Below are 17382 nucleotides of genomic sequence, written 5' to 3'. Positions count from 1 at the left end.
CATAAAAAATGGTAGTAAGTGATACTTGGGGATTATATTGGTATTTGTCGAACTGACAATATCTTTATGTCGGCTATGTATTATACTTTTCTCTTAGTTAAGGACGCACGATGCTTTTCTTAGGGAAATGTTGATTAAATAGTCCTTAGTTTGGTATCATCAGAGTATTGTGAATGAACGATTTTGTGGAGGTGAAAGGATATGTCAAGAATTTCTACTGATCAAGTTAAACACGTAGCTAATTTAGCACGCTTATCAATTACTGAAGAGGATGCGGAGCTTTTTGCTAGTCAGTTAGATGCAATCATCACGTTTGCTGAACAACTAAATGAAGTAGATACTGAAAATGTTAAACCAACATCACATGTATTAGATATGAAAAATATCATGCGCGAGGATATTCCGAAAAAAGGATTAGACAACGAAGAAGTTGTTAAAAATGCTCCAGATCATGCAGATGGGTATATTCGTGTACCATCAATTCTAGAATAAAGGAGGGACAAGCATGGCGCTTTTTGATCATAAAATATCAGAATTAAAAGAACTTTTACATAAAAAAGAAATCAAAGTTTCTGAACTAGTTGATGAATCTTATAATCGTATTCAAGAGGTAGACGACAAAGTTGGCGCGTTTTTAACTTTAAATGAAGAAAACGCACGTAAATATGCGAAGGAATTAGATGAAGCATTAGGTAGTCGTGACGAGTTTGGCCTATTAGTTGGTATGCCAATTGGAATAAAAGATAATATTGTTACAAAGGGTTTGCGGACTACATGTGCGAGTAAAATTCTAGAAAACTTTGATCCTATTTATGACGCGACGGTTGTTAAACATCTTCAAAATGCTGAAGCTGTTACAATCGGTAAATTAAATATGGATGAGTTTGCAATGGGATCTTCTACAGAAAACTCAGGATACAAACCAACGAGAAATCCTTGGAATCTTGAAACAGTACCAGGTGGTTCAAGCGGTGGATCAGCTGCAGCGGTTGCAGCAGGAGAAGTTCCGTTTTCACTCGGCTCTGATACAGGTGGATCGATTCGTCAGCCAGCAGCTTTTTGTGGGGTTGTTGGGTTAAAGCCTACATATGGTCGTGTTTCACGCTTTGGATTGGTAGCATTTGCATCGTCTTTAGATCAAATCGGACCAATTACACGAAATGTTGAAGATAATGCATTCCTTTTACAAGCAATTTCTGGTGTTGATGAAATGGACTCTACTTCTGCAAATGTTGAAGTGCCAGATTTTCTTTCGTCATTAACTGGTGATGTAAAGGGATTGAAAATTGCCGTGCCGAAAGAATATCTAGGTGAAGGTGTTAAGGAAGAAGTAAAGCAATCTGTTCTAGATGCACTTAAAGTGTTAGAAGGGCAAGGAGCAACATGGGAAGAGGTATCATTACCGCACTCTAAATATGCTCTTGCTACATACTATTTATTATCTTCATCAGAAGCATCTGCAAATCTTTCACGTTTTGATGGTGTTCGCTACGGTCACCGTTCTGATAATGCAGAAAGCTTAATTGAATTGTACAAGCAAAGCCGTGCAGAAGGCTTTGGTAATGAAGTTAAACGTCGGATTATGCTTGGCACATTTGCGTTAAGCTCTGGTTACTATGACGCATACTACAAAAAGGCTCAAAAGGTTCGAACATTAATTAAAAAAGATTTTGAAGATGTTTTTGAAAAATACGATGTTATTATTGGACCAACAACACCTACACCAGCATTTAAAATTGGTGAAAATTTAAAAGATCCGTTAACAATGTATATGAATGACATTTTAACTATTCCAGTTAACCTAGCAGGTGTACCTGGTATTTCAGTTCCTTGTGGTTTATCCAATGGTTTACCACTTGGATTACAAATTATTGGTAAGCATTTCGACGAGAGTACAATTTACCGAGTTGCCCATGCATTTGAGCAAGCAACAGATCATCATAAAGCAAAACCTGAACTGTAAGGGGTGAGAAACCAATGAATTATGAAACGGTTATCGGACTAGAAGTCCATGTTGAGTTAAAAACAGAATCTAAAATCTTTTCAAGTGCACCAAACCATTTCGGAGCAGAACCTAATACAAATACAACTGTTGTCGAGCTAGGTTATCCTGGTGTTTTACCAGTTTTGAATAAAAAGGTTGTTGACTTCGCAATGAAAGCATGTATGGCACTAAATTGTGAAGTTGCAACTGAGACAAAGTTTGATCGTAAAAATTACTTTTATCCAGATAATCCAAAGGCATACCAAATTTCTCAATTTGATAAACCGATTGGTGAGAACGGATGGATTGATATTGAAGTAAACGGTGAAACGAAAAGAATCGGGATTACGCGTATTCATATGGAAGAGGATGCTGGAAAGCTAATCCACTCTGGTGACGGCTACTCATTAGTTGACCTCAACCGTCAAGGTACACCACTTATTGAAATCGTGTCTGAACCAGATATTCGTACACCTGAAGAAGCATACGCTTATTTAGAAAAACTAAAAGCTATTATTCAATATACAGAGGTTTCTGACTGTAAAATGGAAGAAGGCTCACTACGCTGTGATGCTAATATTTCACTTCGTCCAGTAGGGCAAGAGGAATTTGGTACGAAAACAGAGCTTAAAAACTTAAACTCATTTGCATTCGTACAAAAGGGTTTAGAATATGAAGAAAAACGTCAAGAAAAGGTTCTTCGCTCAGGTGGTGTGATTGATCAAGAGACACGTCGTTATGATGAGGCCTCAAAAAAGACGATCTTAATGCGTGTAAAAGAAGGTTCTGACGATTATCGTTATTTCCCAGAACCAGATCTTGTTGAGCTTTATATTGATGAAGAATGGAAGGAACGAATTCGCGCTTCCATTCCCGAGCTTCCAGACGATCGTCGTAAACGTTATATTGATGAGCTCGGTTTACCTGAATATGATGCACAAGTATTGACGATGACAAAGGAAATGTCCGACTTCTTCGAACAAACTCTAGAGGCTGGGGCGGAAGCGAAACAGGCTTCTAACTGGATCATGGGTGAAGTATCAGCATACTTAAATGCTGAAGGGAAAGAGCTGAAAGATGTGGCTCTAACTGCTAAAGGATTAGCTGGTATGATCAAACTCATCGAAAACGGAACCATTTCTTCTAAAATTGCTAAGCAAGTTTTCAAGGAACTTATTGAAAATGGTGGAGACGCTGAAAAAATCGTAAAAGAGAAAGGTCTCGTTCAAATTTCAGATGATGAAACACTACGTAAATTTGTAACAGACGCTTTAGATGCAAATCCACAATCTGTTGACGATTTTAAAAATGGGAAGCAAAAGGCAATTGGTTTCTTAGTCGGTCAAATTATGAAAGCGACAAAAGGACAAGCCAATCCACCAATGGTTAATAAGTTGTTGATGGAAGAAATTCAAAAACGTTAATAGAATAAAGCAGCCTGTCAGTCTGATAAAGCAGTGGAACTTAAGTCCACTGCTTTTAATTTTGGGTTATTTATTAAAAGGCTCTGTTTAAGCTCACTGTTGATATTGGCACTTTGTTTATTGAAACGGATACGTGAGTCTCCTGTGGAGTCTCACGGACTGCCCGCGGAAAGCGAGCGCTAGTAGCGGAAATCAACAGCCAAGTTTAACAGAGCCTATTAAAAGGTATTAATAAGTTGAAAGTTTGTTTGGTTTCTATTAAACTGTTAATATAAACTATAACGTTTTGGTTTTGGGGTGATAACATGGGGCAGAGAATCTGAGAATCGGCGAATTAGCTGAAATTACTAACGTGACGAAAAGAACAATTGACTATTATACAACGATAGGATTGTTGAAGGCAGAACGTTCTGCTTCAAATTATCGGTACTATGATCAATCTGCTATAGAGCGTCTACACTATATTGAAAAGTGCAAAGCAGAGGGCATGTCTTTAGATAAAATAAGAAAAGATATGTTAGAAAAAGATGCAGAAGAAATAGATGTTCACGAATTAAGACTGAAAATTAGAGGGCTAGAGAATGATGTATCTGAAATACTTGCCCATTTCGATAAGAATGATCCAAAAAGTCAAGAAGAGATGAAAAAGCAAATATCTCATGAAAGTCTTTCGTTAATACAAACATTGTTACTATTAATCAATTAAAATTATTTAACAATAATAGGAGGTGTAGGTCTTACTCTTGTAAGACTACTCATTGGCCACGATAAACTTATTTTTGCTTGCTTTATTAATAGCTTTCACTGCATTTTTCGTAGCAACAGAATTTGCTATTGTGAAAGTACGTACGTCTAGAATTGATCAACTCATTGCTGAAGGGAAAAAAGGTGCAGTTTCTGCTAAAAGGGTAGTATCTCATTTGGATGAGTATTTATCAGCCTGCCAATTAGGGATCACTGTAACTGCTTTAGGGATTGGTTGGTTAGGAGAACCTACGTTTGAAGAGCTGTTACATCCTATATTTGAATACTTCCATTTGAATGAATCTATTACTAGTATTTTATCATTTGGAATAGCCTTTGCGATCGTAACATTTTTGCATGTAGTAGTTGGTGAACTTGCTCCTAAAACGGTTGCTATTCAAAAGGCTGAGGCTATAGCCTTGTATTTATCTGTTCCAATTATTTGGTTTTACAGAATTATGTATCCTTTTATTTGGTTACTTAATGGTTCGGCTCGTTTGCTTGTTGGGATCTTCGGGTTAAAGCCGGCTTCAGAGCATGATTTAGCTCATTCAGAGGAAGAGCTTCGTATCTTATTATCAGAAAGCTACAAGAGTGGGGAAATTAATCAGGCGGAGTTAAAGTATGTAAACAACATTTTTGAATTTGATGAAAGAATTGCGAAAGAAATAATGGTTCCTCGTACTGAAATGGTGAGTATTTCGATTGATGATTCTCTTGATGAAATATTAAATACTGTAAGAGAAGAAAACTATACAAGATACCCAGTAGATGATGGAGATAAAGACAACATTCTTGGCTTTGTGAATATGAAGGAATTGTTAACTGACAAGGTTATGAATAAAGATCGTGTGAAAGAGTTAAAGCTATCAGCCTATATAAATCCAGTTATTAGTGTTATTGAGACGATAGCCATTCACGATTTATTAGTTAAAATGCAAAAGGAACGTACTCACATTGCTATTCTAATTGATGAATATGGCGGTACTTCTGGATTAGTTACTGTTGAAGATATTTTAGAGGAAATTGTTGGAGAAATTAGAGATGAATTCGATGAAGATGAAATACCGGAGATTCGTAAATTGAAGGATAATCATTATATTTTAGACGGAAAAGTTTTAATCGGAGATGTGAACAATTTACTCGGAACAAACTTATCGGATAAAGAAATTGACACAATTGGCGGTTGGTTCTTGACTGAAAATATCGATGCTAAGGCTGGAACGGAAGTCGAAAGAGAAGGGTTTTTATTCAAAGTTAGTGAAATTGATGGACACCATATTCAATATTTAGAAGTTCAAAAAGTGTAAAGATTACCGAAGCAAGACGTTCCTTTAATGGAACGTCTTTTTTCTTAGTTGCTTAGGAAATTATAAAATTCTTGTACTGTGGATAGCGCACACATCCAGCTCTAGCGCCTAGCCCCTCTAGGGTCTAGATAATTTAGAATTGAAGGCAAAGAACGCCTTCTATTTTAAATCATCTTATTTGCCCGAGGCTGATCAAGGCGCTTGCGCTTTTGTTCATATCATACAGATTGATATGAATCACTAGCTTCCTCATCTACATGATCTTGTTTCTCTTGAAGAATTTGTTTTAACTTTGATTTACTACTCTTGGATGCAAGGATATAGAGAAAATCTCCTAATTTAATCCTCGTGGTTCCAGTTGGGGTAATGAGTTGATCATTTCGGATGATTGCATTAACTAATGTACCTTCTGGGAATGGAATATCAAGTAGCGTTTTACCTACTAAGCTTGAGTCCGTATCAATTTCATATTCAATCATTTCAGTATTTACTTTTCCAAGAGATACAAGTTCAAGTGAATGCATGGGCGTGGCCTTTTTAGGACCAGTTAATCCTAATTTGTCAGCTAAGTTCGTAACGGTTGCTCCTTGAATTAAACAGCTAGTAAGAACAACGAAAAATACGACATTGAAAATGAGTTGACTACCTTCGATATTTGCTAATAATGGGAAAGTAGCAAGGACAATTGGTACTGCTCCTTTCAAACCTGCCCACGAAAGAAAGACTAATTCTTTATTTGTAAACTTCATTTTTATCGTTGATACATACACGGCAATTGGTCTAGCTACAAGCATAAGAATCGCTGAAATTAAGATGCCTTTAAAGATAATATCCCAAGTGAATAGCTCAGATGGGAAGACGAGAAGTCCTAAAATAACAAACATTGAGATTTGCATCATCCATGCAAAGCCCTCTGAAAAGCGGAAAATAGAATGTCTATAAGCAATTTCTGCGTTTCCGATAATGATTGCTAATACATACACTGCAAGAAGTCCGCTTCCGTTCATGAAGGCTGTGATACCGTAGGTGAGTAAGGCAAAGGCAATGGCAAAAATGGGATAAAGACCACTAGAATCAAGGTTTATCCTATTTAATGCTTTAACAGCTAATTTACCTGCAATAAAACCAAGTAATACACCAAGACCCATTTGGACAAAGAACGTACCGATCATTGTTATGATCTTAGTTTCAGGAATGGTAATCAATTCAATCATAGCAACTGTTAAAAATACGGCCATAGGATCGTTTGACCCCGATTCAGCCTCTAATGTTGTACCAATTCGTTCGTTAATATTTTGTCCCTTTAACACTGCAAACACCGCTGCAGCATCTGTCGAACCGACAATGGCTCCAAACAAAATTGCTTCTAGCCAGCCTAATTCAAGAATAAGCTTTGCTGCGACGGCAACAATACCAGATGTTAAAAGAACACCAATTGTTGCAAGGGAGAGAGAGGGGATTATGACAGGGCGAAGAGTTTTCCATTTTGTTTGAAGTCCACCTTCAAACAAAATAACAACAAGTGCAAAGACACCAATCATTTGGGCAGTACTTGCATTATCAAAATATATAATACCTAATACATCGCTACCCATTACCATACCAACCATCATAAATAGGACAAGGGCAGGTACGCCTAACCTTGCAGAAAATTTTGTCGTTAACACTCCTGCTATTAATAGAATGGCTGTTAGTAAAATAAATGTGTCTGTGTGTAAAATATCTGCAAACATATACATCAACTCACTTTCTATAAATTTACGTCAAGCTTGATTTGTACTGCAGTTTGGTTTGTCACTCCTATATATTGTCGTGTTTCCGAAGGGGTGGAGTGCTGGAGTCTTTTTTGAATGAGAGAGATGGCAATTCCCTTTCGATAGGCATGGTATCCGAATGTTTTACGAAGCGTGTGTGTACCAATTGAATCGCTAATCCCTGCTTGTTTAGCGGCCTCATTAATAATTCGATAGGCTTGCTGACGAGTAATTGGATCGTTGGTCTTTCTTGATTTAAAAAGAAAATCGTTATAATCTAGTGACCCATCTAAAATACAGGATTTTAATGCGTTACGAACTTGTAAGTTAAGGTAGACTGGAGGATTTGTGTGTACCGATGATTGAAGGTAATGATAGTATTCACCAGTTTCGGTCATAAAATCTTTTACGTGCAGATGTAATAAATCATGGATTCGAATACCTGTATTTATGCCAAGCATAAACAAACAGTAATCACGAGATGAGCGACACTCTAAGTAAGACTTAATTGAAAGAATTTGCTGTTCATCTTTAATTGCTTCTACCGTTTTCATTCAAAATTACCCCTTTATGTTACATAATGTAACTATAACACAGGATTATGTTACATGAAATCAATATGCTTCTTAGCTAGCTATATAGTCTAATGTAAATTAATGAAAGTATTTATTGTTTAAGGTGTCCAAAGTGATTTACAACATTGCGAAATTAAAGGTACTATAAATATGTAACTTAAAACAGGAAAGCCTTATGTTTCTATAAGGAGTTCTATTGTTTTGAAGTATTTGAGAGGGGAAAGTTGATGGAAAATTCACGTCATCCAAAAGGTGAGATATTTAAAAAGCTAATTTTAAATAATCGATTTGTGCTTTTTTTAATGATTTTATTATTAATCGGAATAAATATATTAATCTTTAGAGAGGTCTCATTTATCTTCACACCATTAGAAGTTCTGTTTAAAACAGTTCTTTTACCTATTATGATGGCAACAGTGCTTTATTATTTGTTAAACCCAATCGTTAACTATCTTGAAAAATTAAAAGTTAAAAGGGTCTATTCAATCCTTTTGTTATATCTTGTTATTATTGGCTTAATCAGCATATTAATTGTATCTGTTATCCCTTTTTTACGAGAGCAGATTATGAGTTTAGTTCATAGCTTTCCACAATATACGAAAGATGTAGAAGAATTGATTGAACAGATTGTTGGAAGCCAGTTTGTTAATGAGGCCCAAAAAACATTAAATATTAATGTGCCTGATCTAGCAAATAATATTTCTAATCAGGTTTCAAAAATAGTAAACAATACATGGATGGGAATTGGCGTTTTTGTAGGAGCAGTCAAGGATTTTATTTTAGCCTTAATTATCATGCCATTCATTTTGTTTTATTTATTAAAGGACGGAAAAAAACTTCCTAAATATATTTTAAGTTTATTGCCAGTGTCATTTCGTAGCCAGACATTCGATGTTATGAAGGAAATCAATAATAGTATTAGCCTTTATATTAGAGGACAAATTATCGTCAGTTTTTGTATCGGGTTCTTATTATTTATCGGTTTTTTAATCATAGGCCTTGAGTATGCTTCCTTGTTAGCTCTTATAGCAGCTTTTACAAGTATTGTCCCTTATTTAGGACCAGCAATTGCGATTACCCCAGCATTAATTATCGCGATTGTTACTTCACCGATCATGCTGCTTAAACTAATTATTGTTTGGACGGTTGTCCAACTTATAGAGGGGAAATTTATTTCTCCGCAAATTATGGGAAGAAATCTTCATATCCACCCAATTACGATTATCTTTGTTATCCTAACAGCAGGAAATCTTTTTGGAGTAATCGGGATTATTTTGGCAGTACCTGGATATGCAGTTTTAAAGGTTATTATTACACATTTGTTTGAGGAGTTAAAATCTAGAAGTGAATTGTATAATGATTAATCGAATAGATATTACGTTATTTTAGCAGAGGTGTAAAGCCTCTGTTTTTTTGCCTATAAAGCTCATGTATTAATAATCGTTTTTTGAAAAAAAAATAAAAATCAAAGGTCTATTGTAAAGGTTTTGTAAATTTTATATAAATATATTGTAAATTCGACAAAATGCAATAAAATAAGACATTGGGTGAAGAAAAAAATAGATAGAATCTATGGAGGGTTTTCTAATGGTGTTTGGATCAAAAAAAGATGTGTTTTTTGAGAAGATATTAACGGTTGCTAAAAATGTAGAAGAATCTGCAAAATATTTAGTTGATCTAAAAGTGAAAAATGTTAGTGATCTAAAAGAAATAGCATCAGTAATGAAAAACTATGAGAGTAAAGGTGATACTTACATACATGAGTTGATTGTTGACTTAAATAAGACCTTTATTACACCAATTGAACGCGAAGATATTTTACAGTTAGCAATGAAAATGGATGATATATTGGATGGCTTAGAGCAATGTGTAGCCTATTATGAAATGTTCTCTTTTACAGAATTTGATGAGCACATCGATAAATTTGTAGCTTATATTTACGATAGTACCATTGAAGTTACAAAAGCGATGGAATTATTATCAAACAAGAAATTGCTTGATATGAGGGCACATGCAATTAAAATTAAGGATATCGAATCAAAAAGTGATGAGCTTTTAAGGGTATCTATTAAAAATTTATTTGCTACACAAAAAGATCCAATTAAAATTATGCAACATAAGGAAATATATGAAATGCTTGAGAAAGTTACAGATAGCTGCCAAGATGTAGCGAATACAATCGAAACTATTATCATGCGTAACGCATAAGGGAGCGTTAATAATAATTATGGATACACTTCTATTACTAACAATCTTAGTTGTTATTTGTGCGTTAGCATTTGATTTTATCAATGGATTTCATGATACAGCAAATGCTATTGCAACTTCTGTGTCTACACGTGCTTTGTCACCAAGAAAAGCAATTATTTTAGCTGCTGTCATGAACTTTGTCGGTGCTTTAACTTTTACCGGTGTGGCTAAAACGATAACAAAGGATATTGTGGATCCTTTTGCACTTGATAATGGTTCAGTTGTCATTTTAGCGGCTCTTATTGCCGCGATAGCTTGGAATCTTATCACATGGTATTATGGTATACCAAGTAGCTCCTCCCATGCTTTGATTGGTTCAATAGCAGGCGCAGCTATCTCAGCAGCAGGTATTGGTATCCTGAATTGGAATGGATTTATCAAAATCCTTCAGGCGCTACTTATTTCACCATTCTTGGCTTTAGCTTTTGGATTTGTCATGATGAGTCTATTTGCTGTTCTTTTCAGAAAAACGAATTTATACAAATCTAATAAAGGCTTTAGATTATTTCAAATTGGGACAGCTGCTCTACAATCCTTTACACATGGAACAAATGATGCTCAAAAGGCAATGGGGATTATAACAATGGCGCTTATTGCGGCAAATTATCAAACTTCTGCTGATATTCCGATGTGGGTTCGTATTTCAGCTGCGACTGCAATGGGAGTTGGTACGTCTATTGGTGGTTGGAAAATCATTAAAACGGTTGGCGGGAAAATTATGAAAATTCGTCCGGTAAATGGTGCAGCGGCTGATCTAGCTTCAGCACTAATTATTTTCGGAGCGACTACCATTCACCTCCCAGTTAGTACAACTCATGTTATCTCTTCTGCTATTATGGGGGTTGGTTCTGCTCAACGTGTAAAAGGCGTAAAATGGGGAGTAGCTCGAAAAATTGTTATAACATGGGTAATCACTTTACCAATTTCAGCTATTTTAGCAGGAATTACTTATCAAATATTAAATTTATTTTTTTAAGATGAATTACATTGAGTACTTATAGATTGATTTCTACTATATAAATTTAATAAAGGACTCTACTTTTTTAAGTAGGGTTCTTTTTGCAAGGTAAGAAAGTATAAGTTTTTGTACTTAGTTTTGGTGTCTAGCTCCAGCGCCTATCGCCTATCAAACTTCAGATCATCTCCCTACGATAAGTCAACATCGGTTCGCTTACGCTTACCGTGTTTCCTTTATCTCAGTCGATGCTCCTCCAGTTTGTACGGCGATGATCAAGGCGCTTGCGCTTTTCTAATTGTTAAGTGATTAGCTAAAGCCAAGCGTTAGTAGCAATGGACGGGGATGTATCCTTTAAGATTATTCCTTTAATAAATGATGGATTAATCGTTCTCTATCATCAAAAAATTGCTTCATAATCGAATAATGATTTGTATCCTCTAGCCTCGATTCATTGATACCTGATTCAGTTAGTTCTAAAATTTTTGCTTTAGGATAGGACATTATAATTGGTGAGTGTGTAGCAATAATGAATTGTGAGTTTTTATTCACCAAATCATTAATCCTAGTTAACATTGATAATTGTCTTAATGGTGAAAGGGCAGCCTCTGGTTCATCTAGAATATAGATTCCATTTCCTCGAAAGCGGTTTGTGAAGGTTGCGAAGAAGGCTTCTCCATGTGATTGCTCGTGAAGTGATACTCCACCGAAGGAGTCTATAATACGCGGTCCATACGATTCTGGGTCATTATCTAACTCTTCAATATTTGACGCAACATTGTAAAAGCTTTCCGCCCGAAGGAAAAAGCCATCTTTAGGCTTCGTTACCCCTTTCGTTATACTGAGATAATTTTCAAGGCTGGAATGAGAATCATATGTTGTGAAGTTGAAATTCAATGATCCTCCCTCTGGATTAAAACCAATTGAAATCGCGATGGCCTCTAATAATGTAGATTTACCCATCCCGTTTTCGCCTATAATAAAGGTTACGTTAGGGTGAAGGGATAGTTCATTTAGGGACTTAATGCTAGGTAAGGTAAAAGGATAGGTATTAAATGAAGGAACCTCGTCTTTTTTGAGCTTTATACCTCTAATATATTGCTGATTAAACATACTCATGATAATCCTCCGCTCTGTTACCTTTTCTCCTATTTTAGCAAAATTTTCAATTTACTTCAGTGCTTTTCTCCATTCTTAGCAGGTAATAAGTGATCTAACGTTCAGTGGGGGATGAAAGAAACATTATAAAAAGAACAATTGGTGAAATTGATAATTAAAAACTTTACTTTTCTTTAAAAACATGGTGATAATAATAGTTGGGCATTAAACGGAAAAGAAGTTTTGTTGTCGCTTAAATTGGGCACATTATTGATATAGCTATTAATTGCGATACTTGTACATATAAATAAAGTTGTTATTGATTGACCACCATAAAATTTTGGCTTATTGCAGAGTCTATATGGTGAGTGCATTAGTTTATATTTTTTATACTATCTCGGTAGTGTAAATATGCAAAATACATTCTTTAGATAATAGGATGATGGGGATGAAAAAGGCAAGAATTATCTATAATCCAACTTCAGGTAGGGAGCTTTTTAAAAAGCATTTACCCGAGGTATTGCAAAAATTCGAACAAGCTGGGTATGAAACATCATGCCATGCAACAACTTGTGAAGGAGATGCAATTCAAGCTGCTAAGGTTGCAGGTGAACGAGGCTTCGATCTGATCGTAGCAGCAGGTGGAGATGGGACAATTAATGAGGTAGTTAATGGAATAGCTGAGCTTGAAGAAAGGCCACAACTGGCAGTCATTCCTGTTGGAACAACTAATGACTTTGCAAGAGCGATTGGGATTCCATTAAATAATGTCATTCAAGCAGTTGAGGTAATTTTAAATGGTGAGCCTCAAAAAATTGATATCGGTCGTGTAAACGATCATTATTTTATAAATATTGCAGGTGGAGGTCGTTTAACCGAGCTTACATATGAAGTGCCTAGTAAGCTAAAAACAATGGTCGGGCAGCTTGCTTATTATTTAAAAGGAATGGAAATGCTACCATCTATCCGTCCTTCTGAAGTGGAAATTGAATATGATGGCAAGCTTTTTCAAGGTGAAATTATGCTATTCCTAGTGTCGCTAACGAATTCGGTTGGTGGCTTTGAAAAGTTAGCACCCGATTCCAAGTTAAATGATGGAATGTTTGATTTGTTAATCTTAAAAAAGGCAAACCTGGCCGAATTTATCCGTGTCGCGAGTTTGGCTTTAAGAGGCGAACATATAAATGATGAGCATATTATTTATACAAAAGCGAATCGGGTAAAGGTTACAAATAATGATAAAATGCAGTTGAACTTAGATGGTGAATACGGTGGCCTGCTACCAGGAGAATTTGTTAACCTCTATCAGCATATTGATGTGATGATGTCATCTGACAAAGCTAGACAAATGGAGGAATAGAAACTTGGCAGAATCAGGCCAGGTTTTTTTATTTTTTAGGACATTTATAAAATTATAGTACTGTGGATACCGCTTTGACATCCAGCTCCAGCACCTAGCCCCTCGAGGTCTCATAAGCTAATTTAGAATTGAAGGCAAAGAACGCCTTCTATTCTAAATCATCTTATTTGCCCGAGGCTGTTCAAGGCGCTTGCGCTTTTGTTTCTAGTTAGTCTACTATGATAAAATAAGAAAATTAGTTTGCATGAAAAGGAAGAACAAAATGCCAAAATTACAAGCACCCGTTTTGAAAAATGAATATTACGAAGTAACCTTTGAGGACTTAACTCACGAAGGTGCAGGTGTTGCAAAAGTAGAGGGGTTCCCTATCTTTGTTGAAAATGCGCTCCCAGATGAACGTGGGAAAATTAAAGTGATTAAGGTGAAAAAGGGATTTGCTTTTGGTCGTTTAATTGAGCTATATGAAACAAGTAAAAATCGTATTGAAGCACCCTGCCCAATCTACTCTCAATGTGGAGGGTGTCAGCTTCAGCATTTTAGTTATGAAGGTCAGCTCAACTTTAAGAAAAAGCAAGTAGAGCAAGTGCTTGCAAGAATCGGGAAGCTAGATCTTAACAAAGTAAAGGTTCACGAAACACTTGGAATGAATGATCCGTGGAATTATCGAAATAAGGCACAAGTCCCTATAGGTGAGCGAGAAGGTGGACTTGTAGCAGGCTTTTATCAAAAACGAAGCCACGATATTATTGACATGGAACGATGCCTAATTCAACAAGCTGAAAATGATGATGTAGTTCAGGCTGTAAAGAAAATATGTGAACAGTACGGGATTCGAGCTTATAACGAAGAAAAGCATAAAGGGTGGTTGCGTCACATAATGGTACGCTATGGCCTCGTCACAAAAGAAATGATGGTCGTATTCGTAACGAAAACAAATGACTTTCAGCATAAACATGAAATCATTTCCCAAATTACCGAACAATTTCCTCAAGTAAAATCTATTGTTCAAAATATAAACAACAAACGCACAAACGTTATCTTCGGCGATGATACAAAGGTCCTCTGGGGAGAGGAATATATCTATGACAAAATTGGCGATGTGAAGTTTGCCATCTCAGCTCGTTCCTTTTATCAAGTTAATCCTGAGCAAACAAAAGTGCTTTACGATAAGGCATTAGAATATGCAGGCCTTACAGGTAAGGAATCTGTCATTGATGCCTATTGTGGGATTGGAACTATTTCGCTATTCCTTGCTCAAAAAGCGAAAAAGGTGTTTGGTGTTGAAATTGTCCCAGAAGCCATAGAAGATGCAAAACGAAATGCAGTGCTAAATGGAATTACAAATGCTGAGTTTGCAGTTGGAGAAGCTGAGGTTGTTATTCCTGAGTGGAACAAGCAGGGAAACAAAGCGGATGTGATCGTCGTGGATCCACCGAGAAAAGGCTGTGATGAAGCCCTTCTTAAAACAATACTGGATATGAAGCCTCATCGGGTGGTGTATGTTTCCTGTAATCCTGGGACACTGGCGAGGGATTTGAATGTGCTTGAACAGGGTGGATATGTGACGGTTGAGGTGCAGCCTGTTGATATGTTTCCGCATACGACTCATGTGGAGTGTGTAGCACAGTTAGCGTTGAAGTTGTAATCAAAAAAAATATGTCTTAATAAATATAAATAAACATTTTACTCCAACCGACCCCAATTTCGTAAAAAAACCTTTTGCGAATTTGGGGTCTTTTTCTTGCCCAATCCCTTATTGAGTCTGTGAAAAATAACTAATTATTTTCGAATAAAAAAATGGTGTAATAGTTGATTTAAAGGTATCTCAAAAGAGGTGCTTGTTCGTACTAATATTCCTATGATGATTTTCTAACTAATTACAGCAAGATTTGGAAAGTCTAAATAACCCTATTTTGTTATTTTATTATTATTCAGAATAACTTTATAAAATAGAAAGGAGCTTAATGAGAGTATGATTACCTTAAAGCATTAAATTAAAAATCCGAATCAATAGGTAGTTTCTTGATAGGTGTATATATGTGGTAGGCTGAATCAAGATTGTGAATGTTATCAAAAACTTGTATGAGTTCGATATGTGAATTTTCCGTTTCCTGCTTTGAGATTTTTAAAAATCTTGCAAAATCAGTTTTTAAGACATCTCCAATGACAAGTAGATCACCAAGATATTGGAATTTGGCACAAAAGAGTTGCGGTATATCAACGGTAAAATAATAGGGTTTATCTATCTGTATATCATGTGGAATCCCGAAAAGAACCTTGAATCGGGTTGAATTTGGTTGACAGTCTGAATAAATGACATAACATGGTCCATTTATGGTTTCATCAATGGTATTTAATAGCATTTTTGAATGAGAACGGATCTTCGTCTTATAATCATCAGTTGCTAGATCGACCTCAAAGGCTATTCCGCTTACCCTGATTGTTTCGAATTCCGTTAGGGTGAAATCGGTGACAATATCACCATTGATGTTCTTAATGTGTCTTTTAACCACTGAAGGTATTGGCACTTGAGAAATGGTTTTATCTTTCACTCTAAGAGAGCTTGGTGCTATACCATACTGGCGTTTAAAAGCACGGGTGAATGAAGATTGAGTTCCAAAGTTTAGCTGATAAGCAATATCTGTTAGAGATAAGTTATCGTTACGAATTAATTTTAGTGATGTATTCAATCTTCTAGATAGTATGTAATTGTTTAATGAACAACCCATCATGGCAGAAAAAAGTCTATGAAAATAGTATTTGGACATGTTGAAAGTATTAGCAACAGACTCCAATGATAGTGATTGTTGTATATTGTTTTCAATATATATCAAAGCATTCTCTATTACTTCATAATGGTCCATATTAACTCCTTTTTCCAAGCGTTTTTAAGATATTTCGTACGTAGTATAACATAGGTAATAATTTCAAGGAGGCAAAGATTATGACAAAAGACAGGATGAATGGAATTATAATAGGTATGTTATATATAGTAGCTGCAGTCACTTCAATCATAGCTGTTGTCCTTTATCAGCCAGTACTGTCAGAACAATGGTATATGACCGTGGAAAATGGATTTCAAACAAAGGTTCTGATCGGTGTATTAAATGACTTTTTGCTTGTAGTTACGGCTATTGGGACAGCCGTCATGCTATTTCCTTATATTCGTCGTTGGAATGAACATATTGCATTAGGGTATCTTTGTTTTCGATTTATGGAGGCTGTATTTATTTCCATAGGTTTGGTAAGTATATTAAGTTTATTGCATCTTAGTATAAATTATGAAGCAAGTTTAGTAAATGAAGAAAATCTTATCGCTAATGGTTTAATGTTGCAAGCATTTCATCGTTGGACTGCTATGTTAGGTCCTAATCTTATGTTAGGCTTAAATACAATCATGTATAGTTATTTACTTTTTAGAACAGGATTAGTTCCCAAATCGTTAGCTGTATTTGGTATGGTTACAGCCGTTTCGGTATTCATAGCTGGTTTATTAGAAATGTTTGGAGTATTAGAACCATTCTCTACAATAAAAGGACTCATTGCTCTACCTGTGGGAGTATATGAGATAAGTTTAGCAATCTGGCTAATTATGAAGGGATTTCATAAGCAAAGGCTCGAAAAACTAATGGTGAATTAATGTTTTTAAATATTACTGATGATATAAAGATGGCTTGCTGGACTGACAAGGAAAGAAGCTAATAAAGGCAAACACTTCTACTTCATAATATCTGCGATTAGTATTCAAGTCATGTGGAGTGTGTTGCACAACATATTAAAAGATGAAAACCCAAATAAACATTTGCTAGAAAAAAATACTCTTGCTAATCTTCTCCGAATGCGTTAAAAGTTCTTTTGCGAATTCGGGGTTTTTTCGTTTACAATCCTTGTCCAATCTATCTTATCTATCAATGTACTAGTAGATTTA

At 35.7% G+C, this 17382-nt stretch carries 15 protein-coding genes; 11 read left to right on the top strand and 4 right to left on the bottom strand.

From position 1 onward, the window contains the following. Positions 1-201: 201 nt before the first annotated feature. The 5 genes from gatC to I7822_RS15545 all read left to right on the top strand — a co-directional run bounded on the left by gatC (position 202) and on the right by I7822_RS15545 (position 5462). Entirely contained in the window at positions 202-492 is a 291-nt protein-coding gene (gatC, locus tag I7822_RS15565; RefSeq protein ID WP_207979792.1) for an Asp-tRNA(Asn)/Glu-tRNA(Gln) amidotransferase subunit GatC, read from the top strand. 13 nt (positions 493-505) lie between these two features. Further along, positions 506-1963: an Asp-tRNA(Asn)/Glu-tRNA(Gln) amidotransferase subunit GatA gene (gene gatA / locus I7822_RS15560; protein ID WP_207979790.1), complete on the top strand. Its 1458-nt coding sequence runs from the start codon at positions 506-508 to the stop codon at positions 1961-1963. Between the two features lie 14 nt (positions 1964-1977). Further along, positions 1978-3408, top strand: a complete 1431-nt coding sequence (gene gatB / locus I7822_RS15555; protein ID WP_207979788.1) for an Asp-tRNA(Asn)/Glu-tRNA(Gln) amidotransferase subunit GatB — start codon at positions 1978-1980, stop codon at positions 3406-3408. A gap of 319 nt (positions 3409-3727) precedes the next feature. Then, positions 3728-4114, top strand: coding sequence for a MerR family transcriptional regulator (locus I7822_RS15550; RefSeq protein WP_243459494.1), 387 nt, complete (start codon positions 3728-3730; stop codon positions 4112-4114). 52 nt (positions 4115-4166) lie between these two features. Beyond that, positions 4167-5462, top strand: coding sequence for a hemolysin family protein (locus I7822_RS15545; protein ID WP_207979780.1), 1296 nt, complete (start codon positions 4167-4169; stop codon positions 5460-5462). A gap of 218 nt (positions 5463-5680) precedes the next feature. On the opposite strand, the gene I7822_RS15540 is transcribed toward I7822_RS15545, so the two are convergent. Together I7822_RS15540 and I7822_RS15535 are read right to left on the bottom strand one after the other, a co-directional pair. After that, positions 5681-7195 carry a potassium/proton antiporter gene (locus I7822_RS15540; RefSeq protein WP_207979778.1) on the bottom strand — a complete coding sequence of 505 codons (1515 nt, stop codon included), beginning with the start codon at positions 7193-7195 and terminating at the stop codon, positions 5681-5683. A 17-nt stretch (positions 7196-7212) separates the two neighbouring features. Further along, complete coding sequence (locus tag I7822_RS15535) at positions 7213-7770, bottom strand: tyrosine-type recombinase/integrase (protein WP_207979776.1); 558 nt, start codon at positions 7768-7770, stop codon at positions 7213-7215. Positions 7771-8018: 248 nt separating this feature from the next. Here I7822_RS15535 and I7822_RS15530 point away from each other — a divergent pair, with 248 nt between their 5' ends. From I7822_RS15530 to I7822_RS15520, 3 genes are all read left to right on the top strand, one after another. Beyond that, complete coding sequence (locus tag I7822_RS15530; RefSeq protein WP_207979774.1) at positions 8019-9155, top strand: AI-2E family transporter; 1137 nt, start codon at positions 8019-8021, stop codon at positions 9153-9155. Between the two features lie 223 nt (positions 9156-9378). Next, positions 9379-9999 (top strand): DUF47 domain-containing protein, encoded by a 621-nt coding sequence (locus tag I7822_RS15525; protein ID WP_207979772.1) that lies wholly within the window; start codon positions 9379-9381, stop codon positions 9997-9999. 19 nt (positions 10000-10018) lie between these two features. Next, complete coding sequence (locus tag I7822_RS15520; protein ID WP_207979770.1) at positions 10019-11017, top strand: inorganic phosphate transporter; 999 nt, start codon at positions 10019-10021, stop codon at positions 11015-11017. 339 nt (positions 11018-11356) lie between these two features. Here I7822_RS15520 and I7822_RS15515 read toward each other — a convergent pair whose 3' ends face one another. After that, positions 11357-12109, bottom strand: a complete 753-nt coding sequence (locus I7822_RS15515; protein ID WP_207979852.1) for an AAA family ATPase — start codon at positions 12107-12109, stop codon at positions 11357-11359. A 433-nt stretch (positions 12110-12542) separates the two neighbouring features. Here I7822_RS15515 and I7822_RS15510 point away from each other — a divergent pair, with 433 nt between their 5' ends. Both I7822_RS15510 and rlmD read left to right on the top strand, forming a co-directional pair. Continuing rightward, a complete protein-coding gene (locus I7822_RS15510; RefSeq protein ID WP_207979768.1) occupies positions 12543-13454 on the top strand; it encodes a diacylglycerol kinase in 912 nt (303 codons plus the stop codon). A gap of 262 nt (positions 13455-13716) precedes the next feature. Continuing rightward, the gene (gene rlmD / locus I7822_RS15505) at positions 13717-15099 is read left to right on the top strand and encodes a 23S rRNA (uracil(1939)-C(5))-methyltransferase RlmD (protein ID WP_207979766.1); all 1383 of its coding nucleotides are present in this window, start codon (positions 13717-13719) and stop codon (positions 15097-15099) included. 349 nt (positions 15100-15448) lie between these two features. Here rlmD and I7822_RS15500 read toward each other — a convergent pair whose 3' ends face one another. Next, a complete protein-coding gene (locus tag I7822_RS15500; RefSeq protein WP_207979764.1) occupies positions 15449-16318 on the bottom strand; it encodes a helix-turn-helix transcriptional regulator in 870 nt (289 codons plus the stop codon). Between the two features lie 80 nt (positions 16319-16398). Between I7822_RS15500 and I7822_RS15495 the strand changes: the two genes are divergently transcribed. Further along, a complete protein-coding gene (locus I7822_RS15495) occupies positions 16399-17094 on the top strand; it encodes a DUF4386 domain-containing protein (protein ID WP_207979762.1) in 696 nt (231 codons plus the stop codon). Positions 17095-17382 lie beyond the last annotated feature (288 nt).

Source organism: Metabacillus bambusae (assembly GCF_017497975.1).
GTDB lineage: Bacteria > Bacillota > Bacilli > Bacillales > Bacillaceae > Metabacillus > Metabacillus bambusae.
Note: the sequence above shows the minus strand (reverse complement) of the source record. Positions and strands in the feature narration are given on the sequence as shown.